Genomic DNA, 16,775 nt, shown 5'->3' with positions numbered 1-16,775 from the left:
AAATTTCAATCATTTGAACGCGAAGATTGATCATTATTTTCTCTGTCAAAGATCATTAGGGTGGGATGACTTTTGTCATTATTTGCAGTGTGGTGTGGGTCAGGTTTCCGCTGTTTGCGCATGATAAAGCTCATATCGTCTGCCTACATTTGGCACTACGCTTCAGGCGAGAGAATTGGCACAGTGGAAATACAAGAACAAATGAACTCGAGGGGTAAGGAATTCTCATGAAAATTTTTCAAGACCTCATTCGATTGACTCCAGCACCGACGATTGGCCGTGAGGCAGCTGTATTCTTCCTGGCAGTGGCAGTCCTGGTAATTTGCGTATATTTAGCGATAGATTCTGCTAATCGCACTCTGGTTCTAATACTGATGGGTGTCCTGGCTGTGTATGCGGCTGGCCGATTGGTTTACCGATTGCTTAACCCCAATGGCGGCGTTAGTCATAGGTGAGTGCGCTTGGAATGGTGTCTGCGATGGATCCATCGAATACCCCACTGTTGATTTGTTTCAACCTTGACCAGTCACAAACTTTAGAAGTTGTTTTTCCAAGGCCTCTATTTCGTCACTCGGTGGGGCATAATGACCGCCCTGGTGCCGGAGCAGCGTTACCGGGCCTGCAATGTCTTTCCAGTGAGTACAGAAGGAATCGAGGTCTTGATTTTGGACGATCGAGTCCTTTTCACCGGCGACTAATAATAATTCTAAGTGAATAGGATTGACACTATTTAACAACGTGGCTGGATCCATATGCTGTGGATTGGCTGGAAATTCCACGCGGTGTTTATGGCCAAGCTCAGTGGCAAGGTAGCTAGATAAGTCTACTATTGGGCAGGTAGCTACCACCCCAGCGATTAAGCCCGGATGACGCAAAGCGGTGACTAGAGCCAACCAACCTCCGTGTGAGGCACCGGATAGGATGATTCTTTGGTAACCGTGGGATTTAAGTAATTTGACCGCACTGGCTAAGTCCCTTATTGTATTTGGTTTGTTTTCTCCTCGTCCGTCCGCGGCCCACGTCGCCCCCAGCTCGCCGCCGCCACGGACGTGAGCAAATGCCAGAGAGAGATTCTGAGTGACAGGAAGTGAGGAGAACGGCAACAAGGGGGCACCAAAACCGCCATGGACATTCAACATAATCGTATCATTGTGGTTGCTGGCATCGGATAGGAGTGTTACTGGGACCTTATGATTTCCAGCTGACAGCGTCGAGACGCTAAACGGTATTTGAGGTGGGGAAGGGGAGCAAAGAAGATTGTTAGCGCTAATATTCACTGAATGATCGCCACATCGGAGACTTACCCGTAGCTCTCCTTTCACCACGAAATCCCCGACGAACCAAAGGTTGGGAATCATTTTCGTGGTTTGATGGCCCGACGCGGAAATACTGCACAGGTATGTCTCAGAGATGCTCTGAAACACGGTATAAACCGTGTTGTTCCAGGTCAGGCAACGTCGAAACTGGACAGGATAGGTAGATTTTGCAACGCAGCTACTGGATACAGCTTTTATTGATGTGATGGGTTGACCGGAGTCGTCGCAGTCGAGGAAGTGGGCGCCAGGGTGGTTGTGGGTTTTCCCCGTAGCAATCTCGATGAAGGTGGTGTCATTGGAAGTGCGTGCGATTAGGTAGCAGAAATTTGAGGAGAAATTGAAGTCTGTCGTTGGGATGGAAAAGTGCTCAAAATCCCAATGGCGGACGTGAACAATGGTTAAGTCGCCCGCCTGATCCAAAAACGCAACATGGTCAGAACTGTACTGAAATTCTCCGGTGAGTGGTTGTGATGCAGCGATCTCTAACCCTTGACTTGCGGAAAAACGTGCAAAGTGAAAGTGTTCGCCGTCGAGATAACATAATACGAATCCGGCTTCTAGTTCTGACAGTTGTTGAATGATCGCGTCGGATGGGAGCGAATCGCGGAAATCAGGTGACGTGAATACGTCATGGAAAGTGGAATCCAGATGAGGTGCTAGTCTAGGCAACGTCAACCTCCTGGGTGACGACACTGATGAATTTGTCAATTGTGGGGAACCCCTGACCTTCTTTCTTTCCGCCGTCTGAAACCTCGACTGCGGGGAAGGTTGTTTGGGATATCCGGTATCCCATTTCCTCCATTCTGCTTAGGACGATTTCTTTCTTATTGCCTACGTCTTCAGTGGAAAAAGCTGGGAAAACAATCACAGGACAACTGGCAAAGGCAGCTGCGGCGCTCACGATATCATCGGCGATGCCAGAGCCCAATTTTGCACAGGTGTTGAAAGACGCCGGACACACTGCAATCGCATCGAGTCCAGTGCTTAGCGTCTTATGCCTGGCGACCCCTGTGGACAGCCAGTCGGTATCCAGTATTATTCTTTCCCCATTGATAGCTTCTAGAGCAGCTACGCTGACAAAAGTTTGCGCGGTGCGAGTAAGCGCGACTTCGATGCTCCAGCCTTGTACCTTGCGTAAGTAAAGCAGCCAGCCGGGCATGAGGGAGGCCGCGACGCCTCCCGTAATAAAAAGACCGAGTTTCATAAGTAAACCTTCCGTTAGTTGAGCAGCTGAAGGGATGGTATGGCATTGGACACAGCTCTTTGATGTGCCGAAAGCATGGTGGGGTTGAAAGCCGCCGTTCGTAGTAAGTGCGAATTCCAGGTTGCCTGCACGGCATCTGGGGTAAGATGGAATTTTCCTGCAATTTCGTCTGCTACTTTGCGGAGGCCGGAGACGTTTGACTGTTTATGCTCGACAAGTAACTGAATAAAAAGCTGTAATTCGGCCCAAATCCGCTCACGTGCGTGGCAAAACCCTGATGCGTCCCAAGTTAAGATGGTGACACGGCCAGCTGATGATGGATCGAGAAAAACACTTCCTAACCCGACTCGTCTGTCCCAAGTTGACGTTGACAACTGCTCAGTCTCTGAGGGGAAGAAGGCTGTCCGCGCCGTACCGTCCCCCCATACACCTTCCCAAACTAGGTCCCTGACCGCGTTCAAAGACACAGAGCTATCAGGGGCGATAAGAAGTTTTTGTCCTAGCGAGACTTTATCTGGCACCTGTTCAAAGGTCAGGCGGGATTTGAGTGAGTTCTGTACAGGGGTCAATATTTGTGGTGCTGTACTTACTCTTGAGGAATCAACGCGGGCAGTAGGGATGACCTCAGTCAAAATCGGCACAGCATCTGTGGATTGTCGAGTGAATACAAAGGAAAACGCATTGTTAGACAAGGGCATTTACCTCGTTCCGGAATGCAGATTCGCGCTGGTTAAGTTCCGTGAAATCGTTTGCTATCAAGCATTTCGCAGCAACTACGGATAAGCTAGAACCAAAGCTTGTGTGGGCGTTGGTGCTAGGGCCTCCAATCCATACCGAATCAGTTAGCTGAACCGAAAAGCCTGGTCCACACCCGGCGGATGCGAAAAGACTAATGGCGTTGACTAGTGCGCTGATAGCTCCAACCCCGGCTGAATTAGGATCAAAATAGACCACGGTGGCATCGGGACGCGGGATGAGGATGAGGTTTCGATTCAGGCTGAGACTGGTCTTCATAGACCACTGGTGCAGGTAATCCTGGTGATCCATAAATTCAATCAGCGTCGAAAAATTGTTGAGCGCAATCCCCGGCAAGTAGAGCCGCCATGGGGCAGAAAAACGGGCTGGTTCGAGAGACTCTATTGCAAGCCACCCCGGCACGGCATTGACTTTCAGGCGAGGTATAGTCACAGTGAAGTTCCCGTTTGCTGTTTGACTTTGCGAGAATTGATCGGAGCGCAGTATAAAATGGTCTTCCTTGTGCAGTTCTTCCTCCACCAAATTCCACCCGGGTGATTGGACGGTGTGGGAAGAGAGGTCCACGAATCTCGTCACTGTCGGCAGATCGGCGTATAAGGCGGCGCTTTCGCAGCCGCGTAGGTGTATGTCGGAATAGATGCAGGAGCGAAGTTCGTGAGTGGAAACTTCGGTGTCGGATCTGTAGCGGCGAAAGGTGGAGTGAGAAACTTGTTGGAAGCTGCTGGTGCACATAGCTGCCCATGGACTGTGCGTTGTCATTTTAGGCCCTTTGTCCTTCCAGCCATGACGCAAAAGCGGTCAGTCCTGAATCGGCAATTGTGGACAGGGAAGATTCCACTACGGCGACAGTTGTGGGGGCCGCGCCTGCGATGATTGCGCCTTGAAGACGACAGAGTAGCGAGATGAAGACCGCACTGCTAAGCGCAAGTTTGTCGATTTTTGTCCCAAGAGAAGCCACCGCGGAAAGGAATCGAGTAGAAAGAGTTTGGGCGTTGCGCATCGAGATGGAGATTTCCTGTTGTAGATGGGCCTCAGTTAGCCCACTACCCGTATTGTCGGCTAGAAGGTTCGGATGAGCCATTGCGGTTCTAGTGGAGCGAGCTAAGGCGTAAAATATAATGCTGGCTAGGAAGCTCCCAATGTCTTCTTCTGGGTGGCCGATGCCACTGCATTCCCAGTCGATAACGCTGATACTATTTTGTGTGGTCTGAATCAAATTATCTAGTTTCAGGTCACCGTGGATGAATCGTTCTGGTGTTTTGCTGTTACTTATCAGCGCCTGTGCAGCGAGCACAAGAGTTCGGTGTCGTCGACCAGCGTTTAGGGCTTGGATGGGAGTGGTGGTGAGTTCTTGAATACCTAGTGGTTCGATGATGGGGCGTTCGCGACGCGCTTGGGGAGTTTCGGTGTGCTCAGTATCAATGTGCCAAAGCTGGTTGAACTCTTGGGCAATCTGTTTGATGAGCGAGGGGCTAAGTGTGAGCTTGTCGCAGCAGGTGCCATCAACGAATTTACACAGGAAGAAGTGATCTTCCACAACTAATATATGGGATTGTGGAGCGTACTTTGCTAAGAAATGAAGGCGTTCAGTTTCGTTATCAGCATCTGTGCGCGTAGTTGAAAAGGGTTGGACGCGACGGTGAATGACCACCGGTTGGCTGCCGACGGTGCCAAATCTAACGCGCGGGTGCTTGGGCACAATTTCACTGTCGTGCCAAAGTCGCTTTAACTGGCTCTGCGGAGGGGAGAATGTTTTCATTGTGTATAACCGATTTTGATTTGAAAGCAGTGGGGTAGATAGTAGAAGGCCTCCGAGCTTCGCGCTGCGGAGTGTGTGAAGCTCGGAGGTATTAAATAGTCCTTGGGGTTGATTTAGCAGCCCAGGGTGATGGAGATAGTGATGCCACAAGGGATGGTGGTTGGGGAGTCTACTGTGTCTGCGGTGTTCGCAATGTCTGTTGCAGCGATGGTGTTTGCTTCCTTTAGGTTCATGTTCTCGAACATGCCTGTTCCTTTCGATAAAGTCTCGAGCGCTTTGGCTCGAGTAATTGGAGTGTGATGCGGTTGGCATTTGTTTGTGTCTAGTTGCCTCGCGCACTGCCGATATTGGCAAAGCTGGTGTAGGGTTTCAAGGGGCTATTTTCAGGTTTATGCTTCCGGGGGTGTTGAATAATATTGGTTTTACCTGCAGCGTATTGAAGAATGAAAGAATCATCGTGACTTTTGTCAGTAATAATGGGTACTTTTTACACTAAGAGCTGAATCATTGAGGTCGCTTTTAAAGGAGGGCGTCTGATGGTGAGGGTGTCTGATGGTTTGTGTATGGGGCCCCAACCTGCATGAGGAGATGAACTTGCGGTTACCACTCGTTTAGCGGACACCCGATTAGTGCGAATCGTGTGTCCGTAGGAGAGGATGTTCATTGTGAGTCAACAGCGCAAGAAGTACACGCCTGAGTATCGACGTGAAGCTTTGAGCCTGGTAATCGAGTCGCAGCGCCCAATTACTCATGTGGCAAAGGAGATTGGCGTCGGACCAGGACTTTTAGGCCGGTGGGTAAAAAATGAGCGCGAACGCCGCGGATCCTCCGATGGGCTAAGCCAGCCCGATCTTCGCGCTGAAAATGCTCGTCTGCGCCGTGAACTGGCTGAAGCCAAAATGGATAATGAGTTTTTGTCAAAAGCGACAGCCTTCTTCGCTTTGAGGCAACGCGAACAGAAAAGTTCGAATTAATGCAGCCAGAGCAAGGCGAACCACAGCATCAAGCGCATGGCGCGCTTGTTGAAGGTATCGCGGTCTGGATACTACAAATGGTCCTACACCCAGCAGCAACGACTTTCCGGCAGAGATGATCGCGCAGCATTCATCGCGCAGCATTCTACGACGATATTGACTGCAAGATTCATCAGATTTGGTCGGATTCCGATGAGGTTTATGGTGCCCACGGATCACCGCAGAATTAGCCGAACGCTACCAGATTGTTCTTAACCGTAAGACTGTGGCTAAGCGGATGCGGCTAATCGGCATTGAAGGGATCTCCCCGCGGGCCTTTGTCCCGGTGACAACGATTCAATCTAAGCGTAAGTCGAGTCTTCCTGACCTGGTCAAGCGCATGTTTGATACCGGTGAACTCAACAGGGTGTGGATGTCAGGTATTACCTACCTGCGCACCAACGAGGGCTGGTTGTATTTGTGCGCGGTCCGTGACGGTCATTCCCGCAGGGTACTGGGATGGGCTATGGATAGCGTGCAAGATACTTCCCTGGTTGAACGCGCACTGCGCATGGCTTATATCCTGCGTGGTGAAGTACCCGATGGCGTGGTCTTCCACGCCGATCGTGGTACCCAGTTCACCAGCGAACAGCTATGGCAGGTCTGTGACGAACTAGGGATTGCACAATCGGTTGGACGTACTGGCGTGTGCTTCGATAATGCGATGGCCGAGTCGTTCTGGTTGAGGCTTAAAACCGAATTCTACGACCGTAAACGCTGGGCGACCCGTGATGCCGCACGCAAGGCCGTTGCCTACTGGATTGAGGTGGTCTATAACCGTCGGCGTCGGCACTCTGCGCTCGGTATGGTCAGTCCCGTCGATTTCGAGAACCGCATCACCCACCTCGAAAACGAAGAAAATATAGCTGCCTAACTACTAGGTAGCTCTACTATGTGTCCACGATTTGCGGGCAACCCCACAATCTTTCCGACGGTTGGCTTCATGCGCTTGATCCTACACCGTGGGGTGCGGGGTGCGGTGCGACCGCAGATGGCCTAGCGATGCTGCTTGCGGTTTTGCACCAGCACTGTTGTGCTGAGTGCTGTCATTCCTAAACAGTTGAGCCAGAATTCTTTGCCTAAAAACTTTGCCTTCACATGCGCGAAGATTGCACACGCGAAATAAGCCACGACGCCGGTGGATGCGGCAGTTGTCAGTTCCGGGCTGTTTTTCGCAGTGCCGCGCACAAGCCCGAGAGCGGCCAACGACTTGATGACGATCAGTGACCACCACCAATTTTGCGGAAAGTTCACTCCATGCAGGCAATCTCGAATGAATTTGGGAGGTTTGATTGACATTGCTGCATCCCCAGCGAGAACCGCTGCCAGAAAATAATTTCCGCGCTTTACCTGTGTGTCCATAAACTAACTTTATCCTATATTGTTATCAAGGATACATTTTGTCAGGCCGGCCCCGGAGACCTCGGGCGTGCCGCAGTATGCGCCCTGTTTGTGGGTTTCGCTTGCACTGCGGCCGTAAAAATAGTCTGCAGTGAGTAGATAAAATGTACGTTGTTATCATGGTTTTCCTCGCCGCATATTCAAGGCTCTATGGTTGATGTTCCTGAAGCAAAGTAAAAACCCAAAGAAAAACGCTAAAAGCGCTTGCAGTGAAGCGGTACCTGGGAAGTGGCCTGAACTTAGTCCCTGAAAACCGGAATGGTTAATTTTAGACGGTTGGGGGTTGAAGGGTTTGTTGAACCCATCGGCGGGCAATGCGCCATGAAACCATGGCTTTGGGGCTACTGCCTGACTCGCGGCCTACATCGACATGGTTTCTGTCGGGATTCGATCTTCTACTAATCGGATAACTCGGTCCTTCGCATGTTGATCAATTTTGTGGGTATGCTCGAAACATTTTCCCATCTACTTAAACGGAACAAAAGCCTGGGCACTTCATACGCTTACGCCAAACCGAACCAAAATAATAACTGTCAAGAATTACCCATTCGGCTCCCATATGACCACATGACTATATGGGGAATCATCTCATTGTGTCGCAAGTGAAACAACCGTCTGCCCCTAATGTAAAGCACAGCAACCCCTTTCTATGAAATACAACACTAAAAGTGTTGACTTGTAACATTTCTTTAACTAAGATCGTTAATGCACCACCACTCACCACAAAGCTTGAAGCAACGCACGCTAGGTTACTTCAACGCTTTAAACCCATAAGGATTCACCATATGTTGAAAAATGCTCGTAGCCGCCTCGCTACCATGGCTCTCATAGTCACACTGCCCCTTGCAGCTGCCCCGGTAGCGGCCGCAGAAACTCCTGCCCCTGTCGCTGTCGAGTCTGCGGGAACCATCGAGGAACAAGCACTCGCTCAGTACTTTGCTGAGGTTGATAATGCCCAGACTGAAAAGGAAGCACATGATGCCCTCGTGAATTTCCTTGGTGAAGACGCAGCCAATCAGGCAATCAAAGAGAATTCGGCCACCGGTCAGTCCGTGTCCACTCGCGGGGCTGGAACATTCCTCACATGCGTCAAAGGAAAAGCCTCTGATGACATCAAGAGCGTCTTCGACATTAACGTAGTTGCTGCCGCGATTGGCCAGAAAGACTATGCCAAGGCTGCAAAGGAAGCAGTGAAGTATCTCGCTAAGCAAGGCATCAGGAGAAATGTTGCTGCTCTAGTTGGCATGTTCGCGTACTGGGGTTGGCAGTGCCGAGGTAGCTGGTAAATCCTTAGTATTGCAAGCAGAATAAGAAGGGCGTAGGCATGGCAACTTTAGGAAAATTCCTGGTCAAATGGATTATCATGATCCTGATTATCGGAGTGTACGTTGTATTCCGGGATATCATAGGATGGGATGAGGATCTAAACTGGTCGCGATTTGCAGAATTCTCTGCACTGGGAACCCTTGGCCTTTTCCTTTTGGCTGTCTACTCAAACAAGAAGGCAGGCTGATGTGATCCCACTGCAGAATTGCGCGCGTTGCCATTTCTAACCTTGAATGCTTCATCAAACCCCCGCTGGGTTCGAATTGCCAACACAGCGGGGGCTTCATGACGGACTAGGCTTATGTAAAAGATATCTACACCTTAGATCCCTATTCCATCGTGAATGTCACTGCTTATTCCCGGCATCTCCATACCGGGGGCAGGAAGTGATCCAGGGTCACGCCATCCGCATTCGTCTTTGGGTTATTTAAGCCCGGATGCGTTTGTTGAGTGTTGGAAGAAAGAAAATCTCGAGGTTACCAGTTAAGGTCACTGGTCCGATATTCCAGCCCACTCCAAGTCCGAAACTTAAAGGGGAAAGCATGTCCTTGATCACTCGCAGCAAGAAGTCTCGCCAAAACATTGCGCTCTACGCGGGCTGGGTGATCATGGGATTCTATGTGCTCTCATGGTTATTGGTCATTGAGGAGCCTACGCGGGACCTCGCGTATTGGCTCGTTACTGCTCTCGCAGCGGTAATTGTTTTTGGGTGTGGGCTTTATGCCCGAAGTCGCGCACTTTTACTGCTGGCTCCGGCCTTATTCTTCGTAGAGATAATCGCGATTGTCCTCGGGTTCACGCTTGGCGTCGTGCTGATGATCCTGGGAAGCGTAGTTAATGCCGTTGTTATGCTTTTTGGCGGTGACCCTGTGTGGACAGATCTTTCCCCAATCTAAAACGGGGACGGACTCAGGAGCATCTAACGGAAGCCAAATCTGGACGCGCAGCCAAATCCAACGTGCAATAGCGTGCGGCACGGCGTGACCGTCAATAAATAATAAAACCCAGACCTGATAATTCAGATCTGGGTTTGTACAGCTTTTTGGTTGCAGCCGGGAAGCCGTGCAGCCGTGGAACGTGCAGCCGTACAGAAAGTTAAATTTTTATTTCTAGCCGCTAGTTCTGCGGGTTACGGGAGGCTTCGAGCATTTCTTCAAACTCCACGAGCTTTTTGCGCTCGCGGCCCTCGGCCTCACCCAAAGCTACTTCGCGGGCATCCAGCAACTGGAAGCCTTCCCAGTTGGTCACTTCGATGCCGCGGGATTCCAGCAACTCCACCAAGTCGGTGTTGTCGGCAGCGGACAGCTTACCGGCCGCAATATCCTCCAACAGCATGCCGATGGTCTCGGCGGCATCGGATTTCGTGTTACCAATCAGGCCAACCGGGCCGCGCTTAATCCAGCCGGTGGTATACAGGCTCGGCACAATTTCGCCATTCGGTTCTGTGAGCACGTGGCCGCCGTCGTTGGGGATGACGTGCTTCTGCTCATCAAACGGCACACCCTCGATGCCCACTGAACGGTAACCAACCGCGCGGTAGACAGCTTGTACCGGCCATTCGGTGAATTCGCCGGTTCCTTTCACATTTCCGTCACCAGTCAACTCGGTGCGCTCGGTCTTCAGCGCTGCAACCTTGCCATCCTTGCCGATGATCTCGACCGGGTTTTCAAAAAAGTGAATCTGCAGCGTGTGCGGTGCGTCCTTCGGGTCGCGCATCGCGTACTGTTCCAGAATTTGGCACACCTGATCTTGCGACTTCGATGCGCGGCGTGCTGCCTCGCCGGATTCGTCGTAATCAATATCTTCCGGGTCGACGACGACGTTGATGGTGTCCGAGTGGTCGAGTTCTTTCAGTTCCTGCGGGGTGAATTTTGCTTCGGCAGGGCCGCGGCGTCCGAACACGCGCACGGTGTGGGCCTGGTTTTGCGCCAGTGATTCGTAGACATTGTCCGGAATTTCGGTGACCTTCAACTCGTCGCCCGTCTTCGCCAAAATGCGGGAGACATCCAGGCCCACATTGCCGACGCCGATGACCGCGACCTGCTCGGCGGACAAATCCCAGTTGCGCTCAAAGTGAGGGTTCCCGTCGTAGAAGCCGACGAATTCGCCAGCACCCCAGACACCTTCCAGGTCGGCGCCCGGGATATTCAGGTCCCGGTCGTCGACGGCACCGGTGGAGAAAATAACGGCGTCGTAATGATCCTTGAGTTCTTCGACGCTGATGGTGCGGCCCACTTCGACGTTGCCGATAAAGCGTATCTTCTCGTTGCTGAGCACGCGGTGCAGCGACTTGATGATGCCCTTAATGCGCGGGTGATCCGGAGCCACGCCGTAGCGGATCAAGCCGAAAGGAGTGGGCATGCGGTCAAGCAAATCAATATCGACGTTGCCGCCGGTCTTTTTAATCAGGATATCGGAGGCGTAAATACCCGCTGGGCCTGCACCGACGACGGCGATCTTCAGTGGTTTATCGCCTTCGGTGTTGGGGTTGGTGGTCACTGCGTCGGTCTGGTTGGACGCTGCTGCATTAGAAGTAGCCATTCGTGTGTATAGCGCCTTTCTTTGTTGGTTTCTCGTGCGAGTGCGTTCTTCTGCGCGTGCGTGATCACGCGCTTATTCGGTTCGCGTTAAGCAAGCAAGATCTATTTGAACCTATTTGTCTCTATTTTGCTAGCTAGCGATTTAAATTCAAATGATGTGGGCCACATTACTCCAGGTCGCATGCAGGATTGTTCGCGTGAATTAAATAGACAGATCGGTCTTATTAGGTTAGACCGAGTGGTTCATCTAGATTGAACGCATCGGTTCGACCGGGATCGTGACTCTCCGGTTGAACAACAAAATCTACAACTAATCCCGAGCAAAACCCCAGCACATCGCCGAAACCGTTGAGTGAGGCAATTTATGACTACAAACGCACCCGCACGCCCAAAGCGGAAGCCCAAGCCAGAAGGGCAGTGGAATATCGACGGCACCAGCCCGCTGAACAAAGAAGAGGAGGTGAAGCAAGAACAAGAAGCCTTCGAGGTGAAGCAGCGTGTGATCGACACCTACTCCAAGCAGGGTTTTGATTCGATCCCTGCCGATGACATCAGTAAGCGCTTCAAGTGGCTCGGCATTTATACCCAGCGCAAGCAGAATCTGGGTGGCGAATACACCGGTCAATTAGAAAACCACGAGCTGCAAGATAAATATTTCATGATGCGCGTGCGTTTCGACGGCGGCCAAGCCACCCCGGAGCGCTTGCGCGTCGTCGGTGAGATCTCCCGGGATTTCGCACGGTCTACTGCGGACTTCACCGACCGGCAGAATATTCAGCTGCACTGGATCCGCATCGAGGATGTCCCAGAAATTTGGCGCAGGCTGGATGCCGTTGGTCTGACCACGATGATGGGCTGCGGCGACGTGCCGCGCGTGATCTTGGGTTCGCCCACAGCTGGGGTGGCAGCCGATGAGATTATTGATGCCAGCCCGGCGATCGAAGAGATCAAAAAGAATTATCTGCCGCGCGCGGAATTCCACAACCTGCCACGGAAATTCAAAACTGCCATCTCGGGTAACTCCCGCCAGGATGTCACCCACGAGATCCAGGACGTGGCGTTTATTGGGAAAAACCATCCGGAATACGGCCCTGGGTTTGACTGCTTCGTTGGCGGTGGCCTGTCCACCAACCCGATGCTGTCGCAATCGCTGGGGGCGTGGATCCCCATCGAGCGCGTCCCGGAGGTGTGGGCCGGGGTGGTTCGCATCTTCCGCGATTATGGTTTCCGCCGCCTGCGTAACCGTGCGCGGTTGAAATTCCTCGTGGCCAAGTGGGGGATTGAAAAATTCCGTGAGGTGCTGGAAACGGAATATTTGGATGAGCCGCTTGTCGACGCCGAGCCGACCCCGTTGCAATCCGGCATCCGTGACCACATCGGCGCGCACCCGCAAAAGGACGGCAACTTCTACCTGGGTGTGAAACCGACTGTTGGCCACGCGACCGGTGAACAGCTGATTGCGATTGCGGAAGCCGCGGAAAAGCACGGCATCACGCGCATCCGGACCACGCCGATGAAGGAACTGCTGTTTTTGGATATTCCGCGCGAAAAACTTGCTGAGGTAGCTCGTGACCTGGACGCCACGGGCCTGTATTCCACACCCTCGGAGTTCCGCCGTGGCATCATCTCCTGCACCGGTTTGGAGTTTTGCAAACTTGCCCACGTCACCACTAAATCGCGCGCGATTGAGCTGGTCGACGAGCTGGAAGAACGCATTGGCGATATTGATTCCAGCCTGACGATTTCCCTGAACGGCTGCCCGAATGCGTGTGCGCGATCGCAGGTCTCGGATATTGGTTTGAAAGGCCAGACGCTGACCGACGCCGACGGCAACCGTGTGGAAGGTTTCCAGGTGCATCTCGGCGGTGCGTTGGGTATTGAGCAGAACTTTGGCCGCAAACTCAAAGGTCACAAGGTGCTGGCCAGTGAGCTGGGGGATTATGTCGTGCGTGTCGTCGAGAACTACAAGCAGCAACGCGAAGAGGGCGAGTCCTTTGCGCAGTGGACTGTCCGTGCGGATGAGGAGGCTTTGTCATGAAGTTTCGCCGGAAACCAAACCCGAACCGGAACCACCCGCTGTTTTGCCCTTATTGCGCGGGGGAGGGGCTATTCCCGGACGAGGAAACGGAGTTTGCCTGGAGCTGCAGCGAATGCCTGCGGGTGTTTTCCGTGCAGTTCCACGGCCAGGACGAGCAAGAGGCCGCGCCCGAACCGGCGGTGTCCACCAATGAGGCGCTGCAGAACTCCCTGCACAAGTCGCTGAATTTTCTCAATGTTTCACGTGGAACATCGAGCACGGAGCAGAGCTATCGCGACCCGGAACAGTCCCCAGAAGGTGCTTCCACCACGACGGAGCCGCTTGCCGACGACATCGCTGCGCGCAACCGGCAGCTCGTAACCGACTACGCCGACGCGCTATATGACGCCAGTGCCGAAGACATCCTGGCGTGGGCGGACGAACACGTGCCCGGTGAAATCGCGGTGACCATGTCCATGGAAAACACCGTGTTGGCAGAACTCGCCAGTCGCTATGCCCCACGCGCCAGCCTGTTGTTTTTGGACACTGGTTATCACTTCGACGAGACCCTCGACGTCGCCAAGCAGGTGCAGCAGCGCTACGACCAGCAATTTATTACCGCCACACCCGCTCTGGAACGCAGCCAGCAAGACGAGGTCTACGGCCCGCGGCTCTATGCCTCCAACCCGACTGCCTGCTGCCGGATGCGCAAAGTCGAACCACTCGCGCGCAACCTCTCGCCATTCGCGGGTTGGGTCACCGGGCTGCGGCGTGACGACGGCCCCACGCGCGCACAAGCACCCGCGCTGAGCCTCGACGATACGGGACGGCTGAAAATCAGCCCGCTGGTGACGTGGAGTTTGCAAGACACTGAGGACTACGTCGACAAGCACGACCTGATCGTGCACCCGTTGACCAGGCAGGGCTACCCGTCAATCGGGTGTGCGACCTGCACCTTGCCAGTAGCGGAAGGCCAGGACCCACGCGCGGGGCGCTGGGCCGGACTGAACAAAACAGAATGCGGACTACACACATGAGCACAAGCGTGAAAAACTCAACCTACACCAGCCAACCGACCCACACAACCGGCGCGGCGTTATCGCCGCACCTGCACGAACTCGAAAACGAATCCATCCACGTCCTGCGCGAGGTCGCGGGGCAATTCGACAAAATCGGGCTGCTGTTTTCCGGCGGAAAAGACTCCGTCGTGGTGCTGGAACTGGCCCGGCGGGCGTTTGCTCCGGGTGCGATCCCGGCGGAACTGATCCACATCGATACCGGGCACAACTTCCCAGAGGTGCTGGAATTTCGCGACCGCACCGTCGAGAAATACGGCGTGGACCTGCACGTCGCCAAGCTGCAAGACTGGATCGACCGCGGTGATCTGCAGGAACGTGCCGACGGCTCGCGGAACCCGCTGCAGACCGTCCCGCTGGTGGACACCATTGAACAACGCGGCTACGACGCGGTGCTCGGCGGAGCGCGGCGCGACGAGGAACGCGCGCGAGCGAAAGAGCGCATCTTTTCGGTGCGCGATAGTTTCGGCGGTTGGGATCCACGGCGGCAGCGTCCGGAGCTATGGAATATCTACAACGGCGGCAAGTTGCCGGAAGAAAATATCCGCGTATTTCCTATCTCCAACTGGACAGAAGTTGACGTTTGGCAATACATCGCCGCGCGCGGGCTGGAACTTCCCAGCATTTACTTCGCACACCAGCGTGAGGTTGTTGAACGTGACGGCATGTGGCTAACTCCCGGCCCCTGGGGTGCGAGCAGCCGGGCCGTGGACCAGACCAATGGGCACGAGGCCCCGGACACCCCGGATACCCCGGACGCCCCGGCTACCTCGGCCACTCCGGCCACCCCGGTGACCCGCACGGTGCGCTATCGCACGGTCGGCGATATGTCCTGCACCGGTGCGGTGTTGTCCGAAGCCAAAACCATCGACGAGGTGTTGGCGGAAATCGCGGCTTCTCCACTCACAGAACGCGGTGCGACCCGCGCTGATGATCGTATCTCCGAATCCGCCATGGAAGACCGCAAGAAGGAAGGCTACTTCTGATGACTAGCTCCGCAACAACCGAAACCACAGCATCCACCGCGGCTCCTGCAACCACCGCATCCACCGCAACCATCCTGAACAATCGCCGGGCGTTGCGCATCTGCACCGCCGGATCGGTCGACGATGGCAAGTCCACATTCGTGGGGCGTTTGCTGCACGACACCAAATCGGTGTTGTCTGACCAGCTAGAAGCCGTGGCGGCGAGCTCGTCGAAACGCGGCTTCGATGGTCTGGATTTTTCCTTGCTTGTCGACGGCCTGCGCGCCGAACGCGAACAAGGCATCACGATCGACGTCGCCTACCGATATTTCGCCACTGACCAGCGCAGCTTCATCCTCGCAGATACTCCGGGGCACGTGCAGTACACCCGAAATACGATCACGGGCATGTCCACGGCGGAAGTCGTCATCTTGCTCATCGATGCCCGCTATGGGGTGGTGGAACAAACCAAGCGCCACCTGCATATCGCGGCGTTGCTGGGAATCCAAGACGTGATCATCGCGGTGAACAAGATTGACCTGGTCGGCTATGACCAGGCGGTGTATGAGGATATCCAGGCCCAGCTTGCCGACGCCTTAGCCGAATTCGATGCGTTGGCGCCACGTAATACTCGCGTGGTGCCGATCTCCGCATTGGCTGGTGACAATGTGGTGGAAAGATCTGCGCACACACCGTGGTACGACGGCCAGCCGATCGTGGAACTGCTCGATACCATTCAACCGGCGGAAAGCGATATCGCTGCCGGTCTGGATTTCCGTTTCCCCATCCAATACGTCATCCGTGAGCCACAGACTGATTACCGCGGATACGCTGGCCGGGTCACCACCGGTGCGATTGCCGTGGGCGATGCCGTCACCGTCAGTGGCGGACGTACCAGCACCGTCGTTGGCATTGATACTGCCGACGGACAGCTGCAGGAGGCGCACTCTGGTGATTCCGTGGTGCTGCGGTTGGCTGATGAGATTGATCTGGTCCGCGGCGATTTCATTTCCGCTGGTAGCAGCCCGCGCAGTACGCGGAAATTTACTGCCACGCTGGTGGGCTTGTCCGATAAAGGCGTGCGTGCGGGGCAAAAACTGCACCTGCTGTATGACAGCGGCAAGTATAAGGCGCGCGTGGCCAGCATCGAGACTTCCCATGACCGGACAGTACAAGCCCAGGAACAGCCAGCCCCCGAGCAGACAGCACAAGCCCAGCCACAGCCAACACAACCCCAGCTAGCGCTCAACGAGATCGCCACCGTGGAATTAGAAACCGCCGTGGAGATCGCAGTGGATGATTACGCAGCTCGTGGCAAACGGGGCGCTTTTGTGCTGGCGGATCCGCACGATGGCAACTCGCTGGCTGCGGGATTAATCGGGCAGAAGTAACGGGGGAGAGC

General features: G+C 54.0%; 14 protein-coding genes and 1 pseudogene. 7 read left to right on the top strand and 8 right to left on the bottom strand.

Translation table 11 applies throughout. The features are described from left to right. Positions 1-512 precede the first annotated feature (512 nt). The 6 genes from L9H78_RS10130 to L9H78_RS10565 form a co-directional block, all read right to left on the bottom strand. Positions 513-1,985, bottom strand: coding sequence for a prolyl oligopeptidase family serine peptidase (locus L9H78_RS10130; RefSeq protein WP_249620010.1), 1,473 nt, complete (start codon positions 1,983-1,985; stop codon positions 513-515). Continuing rightward, positions 1,978-2,520, bottom strand: coding sequence for a flavoprotein (locus L9H78_RS10125; RefSeq protein ID WP_249620009.1), 543 nt, complete (start codon positions 2,518-2,520; stop codon positions 1,978-1,980). Before L9H78_RS10125 ends, L9H78_RS10130 begins: the two co-directional genes overlap by 8 nt. 14 nt (positions 2,521-2,534) lie before the next feature. Continuing rightward, positions 2,535-3,212, bottom strand: coding sequence for a hypothetical protein (locus tag L9H78_RS10120; protein WP_249620008.1), 678 nt, complete (start codon positions 3,210-3,212; stop codon positions 2,535-2,537). After that, on the bottom strand, positions 3,205-4,035 hold the full coding sequence (locus tag L9H78_RS10115; protein ID WP_249620007.1) for a hypothetical protein: 831 nt from the start codon (positions 4,033-4,035) through the stop codon (positions 3,205-3,207). The genes L9H78_RS10120 and L9H78_RS10115 overlap by 8 nt, the downstream gene beginning before the upstream one ends. A gap of 1 nt (position 4,036) precedes the next feature. Then, entirely contained in the window at positions 4,037-5,035 is a 999-nt protein-coding gene (locus L9H78_RS10110) for an aminoglycoside phosphotransferase family protein (RefSeq protein ID WP_249620006.1), read from the bottom strand. A gap of 113 nt (positions 5,036-5,148) precedes the next feature. Then, the gene (locus tag L9H78_RS10565; protein WP_283775214.1) at positions 5,149-5,280 is read right to left on the bottom strand and encodes a hypothetical protein; all 132 of its coding nucleotides are present in this window, start codon (positions 5,278-5,280) and stop codon (positions 5,149-5,151) included. A 411-nt stretch (positions 5,281-5,691) separates the two neighbouring features. Here L9H78_RS10565 and L9H78_RS10105 point away from each other — a divergent pair. Next, positions 5,692-6,922: pseudogene (locus tag L9H78_RS10105) on the top strand (IS3 family transposase). A 122-nt stretch (positions 6,923-7,044) separates the two neighbouring features. On the opposite strand, the gene L9H78_RS10100 reads toward L9H78_RS10105, so the two are convergent. Continuing rightward, positions 7,045-7,410 (bottom strand): DoxX family protein, encoded by a 366-nt coding sequence (locus tag L9H78_RS10100; RefSeq protein ID WP_249620005.1) that lies wholly within the window; start codon positions 7,408-7,410, stop codon positions 7,045-7,047. Positions 7,411-8,234: 824 nt separating this feature from the next. On the opposite strand from L9H78_RS10100, the gene L9H78_RS10095 reads away from it, so the two are divergent. Together L9H78_RS10095 and L9H78_RS10090 are read left to right on the top strand one after the other, a co-directional pair. After that, complete coding sequence (locus L9H78_RS10095) at positions 8,235-8,735, top strand: hypothetical protein (RefSeq protein WP_049168475.1); 501 nt, start codon at positions 8,235-8,237, stop codon at positions 8,733-8,735. A gap of 582 nt (positions 8,736-9,317) precedes the next feature. Continuing rightward, positions 9,318-9,671, top strand: coding sequence for a hypothetical protein (locus tag L9H78_RS10090; RefSeq protein WP_201810000.1), 354 nt, complete (start codon positions 9,318-9,320; stop codon positions 9,669-9,671). Between the two features lie 220 nt (positions 9,672-9,891). On the opposite strand, the gene L9H78_RS10085 is transcribed toward L9H78_RS10090, so the two are convergent. Further along, on the bottom strand, positions 9,892-11,316 hold the full coding sequence (locus L9H78_RS10085) for an FAD-dependent oxidoreductase (protein WP_249620004.1): 1,425 nt from the start codon (positions 11,314-11,316) through the stop codon (positions 9,892-9,894). 363 nt (positions 11,317-11,679) lie between these two features. On the opposite strand from L9H78_RS10085, the gene L9H78_RS10080 reads away from it, so the two are divergent. The 4 genes from L9H78_RS10080 (at position 11,680) to L9H78_RS10065 (ending at position 16,764) form a co-directional block, all read left to right on the top strand. Then, entirely contained in the window at positions 11,680-13,353 is a 1,674-nt protein-coding gene (locus L9H78_RS10080; protein ID WP_249620003.1) for a nitrite/sulfite reductase, read from the top strand. Between the two features lie 209 nt (positions 13,354-13,562). After that, a complete protein-coding gene (locus tag L9H78_RS10075) occupies positions 13,563-14,369 on the top strand; it encodes a phosphoadenylyl-sulfate reductase (RefSeq protein ID WP_430622754.1) in 807 nt (268 codons plus the stop codon). Beyond that, positions 14,366-15,394 (top strand): sulfate adenylyltransferase subunit CysD, encoded by a 1,029-nt coding sequence (cysD, locus tag L9H78_RS10070; RefSeq protein ID WP_249620002.1) that lies wholly within the window; start codon positions 14,366-14,368, stop codon positions 15,392-15,394. The genes L9H78_RS10075 and cysD overlap by 4 nt, the downstream gene beginning before the upstream one ends. Further along, positions 15,394-16,764: a sulfate adenylyltransferase subunit 1 gene (locus L9H78_RS10065; RefSeq protein ID WP_249620001.1), complete on the top strand. Its 1,371-nt coding sequence runs from the start codon at positions 15,394-15,396 to the stop codon at positions 16,762-16,764. Before cysD ends, L9H78_RS10065 begins: the two co-directional genes overlap by 1 nt. Positions 16,765-16,775 lie beyond the last annotated feature (11 nt).

This window comes from Corynebacterium pseudodiphtheriticum (assembly GCF_023509295.1).
Classification (GTDB): Bacteria; Actinomycetota; Actinomycetes; order Mycobacteriales; family Mycobacteriaceae; genus Corynebacterium; species Corynebacterium pseudodiphtheriticum.
Note: the sequence above shows the minus strand (reverse complement) of the source record. Positions and strands in the feature narration are given on the sequence as shown.

What these genes read in the sequence shown, in the direction of transcription:
- L9H78_RS10125 (WP_249620009.1), bottom strand. Translation starts at nt 2,520, where the DNA reads ATGAAACTCGGTCTTTTTATTACGGGAGGCGTCGCGGCCTCCCTCATG.
- L9H78_RS10115 (WP_249620007.1), bottom strand. Translation starts at nt 4,035, where the DNA reads ATGACAACGCACAGTCCATGGGCAGCTATGTGCACCAGCAGCTTCCAA.
- L9H78_RS10110 (WP_249620006.1), bottom strand. Translation starts at nt 5,035, where the DNA reads ATGAAAACATTCTCCCCTCCGCAGAGCCAGTTAAAGCGACTTTGGCAC.
- L9H78_RS10565 (WP_283775214.1), bottom strand. Translation starts at nt 5,280, where the DNA reads ATGTTCGAGAACATGAACCTAAAGGAAGCAAACACCATCGCTGCAACA.
- L9H78_RS10100 (WP_249620005.1), bottom strand. Translation starts at nt 7,410, where the DNA reads ATGGACACACAGGTAAAGCGCGGAAATTATTTTCTGGCAGCGGTTCTC.
- L9H78_RS10095 (WP_049168475.1), top strand. Translation starts at nt 8,235, where the DNA reads ATGTTGAAAAATGCTCGTAGCCGCCTCGCTACCATGGCTCTCATAGTC.
- L9H78_RS10090 (WP_201810000.1), top strand. Translation starts at nt 9,318, where the DNA reads ATGTCCTTGATCACTCGCAGCAAGAAGTCTCGCCAAAACATTGCGCTC.
- L9H78_RS10085 (WP_249620004.1), bottom strand. Translation starts at nt 11,316, where the DNA reads ATGGCTACTTCTAATGCAGCAGCGTCCAACCAGACCGACGCAGTGACC.
- L9H78_RS10080 (WP_249620003.1), top strand. Translation starts at nt 11,680, where the DNA reads ATGACTACAAACGCACCCGCACGCCCAAAGCGGAAGCCCAAGCCAGAA.
- cysD (WP_249620002.1), top strand. Translation starts at nt 14,366, where the DNA reads ATGAGCACAAGCGTGAAAAACTCAACCTACACCAGCCAACCGACCCAC.
- L9H78_RS10065 (WP_249620001.1), top strand. Translation starts at nt 15,394, where the DNA reads ATGACTAGCTCCGCAACAACCGAAACCACAGCATCCACCGCGGCTCCT.